2 protein-coding genes are annotated in these 2656 nt (G+C 61.3%); both read left to right on the top strand.

Annotation, left to right across the window (positions count from 1 at the left end):
- The first annotated feature begins 269 nt into the window (after positions 1–269).
- A complete protein-coding gene (locus C486_RS00265; RefSeq protein ID WP_152419089.1) occupies positions 270–548 on the top strand; it encodes a hypothetical protein in 279 nt (92 codons plus the stop codon).
- Positions 549–962: 414 nt separating this feature from the next.
- Complete coding sequence (locus tag C486_RS00260; RefSeq protein ID WP_008451625.1) at positions 963–2255, top strand: hypothetical protein; 1293 nt, start codon at positions 963–965, stop codon at positions 2253–2255.
- Positions 2256–2656: the final 401 nt, after the last annotated feature.

Raw genomic sequence — 2656 nt, 5'->3', positions numbered from 1 at the left:
CAAGATTTAAGTGTAATGGAGAACAACGGGCTGTTATCAATGGAGACGACGCTCTGGGCGGGTAACCTGTCCCTAAAACGAGGTGGACGGGCGTGCTGATCCCCGCCGTCCGGGGCGGCTCCGTTGATGCTCGCGACGAGCCAACCATGACGAAAGACACCGCGCGCGACCTAAAGCCTGTTCCCAACAGAGATTGGTCCGAAAGAAATATCGGACACATCGGACAGCCGCGCGCGGCATTCATGGCGGTGACCGACGTTCATCAAAATATGGCAGTCACTAACTCCGACACCCACGATCAGACGGTTACGATCGCGCTCGCCGACGTCGGCGCGGCCGTGCCCGCCGAGACGACCTGCGACGTACGGATCGTCCCGACCGGGCTCGAGATCGACCGCCGCGGCGAGACGTTCATCGTCGAGCGCGACGGCGATCGGCACGCGCTGACCGGCGTCGTCGGTCGCAGCGAGCTCCCGACGCGCGTCCCTGACTGGATTCCAGCCGTTGCGGAGTGGTTCGGGATCGACGAGGTGGCGCTGGGACGATGACCGCGCAGAGTATCGAGTCCTCCGAGCGAGGCCTGGNATTCCAGCCGTTGCGGAGTGGTTCGGGATCGACGAGGTGGCGCTGGGACGATGACCGCGCAGAGTATCGAGTCCTCCGAGCGAGGCCTGGTGGCACAGGCTAGCCGCTCGGAGCGCAGTTTGGCGGCACCCGCGGATACCAAACGATGCACATTACCAACCCCACACAGTCGACGCACAGTGCGCCTAGTTTTAAGGCCAACCCACGACAAGAGAACGGATATGCACGGCTAATCNCCTTATCCCTACCTGTTTCTTGGACGGATTCGGCCTTATAGCTTTCCCCTCGTCTACTGGCGAGACTCGTCAGTGCGATCACGGGAAGCGACTTTCCACCCCTCGCAGTGCTAGTCGTGCGGCCACTGGAGGGGGTCGCGCATGAACTCAAAAAACGATACCAGAGATACGAACGTCACGACAGCGGTCAACGACTTCGAAAAGCAAGCCTTCGAAAACCTCGCAAACACCTACGACTGTTCGCAGGCCGCCGTCAGTCGAATGGCCATACTGCGACTCCATCGGGAAATGTTCGGGAACATCCACCCGAAAGCGGTCCCCTCGGACAAGGTCGACGTTGAGGCGTTACTGAACGGCGACCTCGAGCCCGACGACGTGTCCGACGGCATCAAGATGGACGGCGACGGGCCAGCGCAGATCCCGACCGCCGATGGAGGGATTTCGGCGCAGTCGACGCCCTCGAGTTACACCCCGACCTACACGCCACAGGACCTCGCGACGGCCGGCACCGAGCTGACGTGGGACGAACTCACCGACGCGATCGGCCAGCACTGGGACGACGGATCGAAGTCGGACGGCGATTCAGGAACCGCGTTCGAGATTCACCCCGACCGCGTGCGCGAGAGCGCAAACGTCGAGACGGACGCCGAAGGGTCCTACTCCGGCGACCCATACGCGTTGAGGGCCAACCAAGACGCCGTCGCGAAGGTTCTCGCCGGCCTGCTTCGGTCCGAAGGCGACACCGTTACCGAGACGGAACTGAACCTCACGATTCTCCGGTACACCGACCACCAGATCAACCGGGCGGACTACAGCGCCGGGAAGGCATACAAGAAGAAGCCCTACCGGAAGCTGATGCTCAAGAAGGGACATATCGTCCCCCATCCTGACCCGCTGAAAGACGAGTACTACACGTCCGAGGCGGCCGCGAAAGAACTGTTCGCGAAAGAGGTTAAAGAGACGATCGCCGACCTCGTCGAGAAGACGGGGGTGCTCGATCCGAAAGAGCATGTCCAACAGACCGGGATAGCCGTGAAAGAGGACGCCTCGCAGTGGGTCAAGGACCTGGCCGAGTTCCGACAGGGGCTCGGATTCCTGCACGCGCTACTCGAAGACGACGAGTGGAGTGAGAGACTATCCGAGTTAGAGGACCCGCTCGGAGAGTGGCCGAACGCGAAGGTTGCGGCCGGGAAGACGTACAACCAGATGCTTTCGGAGTACGTGCACACCAACCAGTGGGCGCGCTTCGCGGTTGCCGACGCCGTCCTCGAGCTTGCGGACGGTGAACTACTCGAGGATGACATCATACAGAACGACGAATGGGTACCCGTTCGTCCCGACCGGCCAAGCGAGCCCGTGTTCCAGTGGGTCGCTGACCGTGACGAACCCCTGAGCCCACAGGAGCAGATCGCCGCCGTCAGCGACAAGCTGTAGCCGGCGAACGGCCCCGAGTGAACGCCCGGACGGATAGCCGTGGCTCTATTTGACGTTCCGTTTTGACCCCTGTATTTCCACTCGAGTAGTGGGATTGCTCCGATTGGGCCGACTCGAGAGCGTGATCGGACCGCCGATCGGGGCGATCAACCCCGACTCGAGCTGGAAGCCGTCGCGATCGACGCTCGAGTGCCGCCGATTACTCTCTGAATTGTGAGAGATTCCGGCCGATACGAGACGGCACTGATTCGGGAGGGCAAGATTTGCCGGTGTTAAGATCCACCGAAATGAGATTGTCCCGACGCCGTACAGCGATTATTCGGTGGTGAGAAAATCAGGCACTTAGCAATGGCCGGATCTTTTCTTTTCGGACCGATCTACTCCGACGGTCTGGGACGGGG

The sequence above is a fragment of the Natrinema gari JCM 14663 genome, assembly GCF_000337175.1.
GTDB lineage: Archaea > Halobacteriota > Halobacteria > Halobacteriales > Natrialbaceae > Natrinema > Natrinema gari.
The sequence above is the reverse complement of the archived record's forward strand: the minus strand, read 5'-3'. Positions and strand labels throughout refer to the sequence as shown.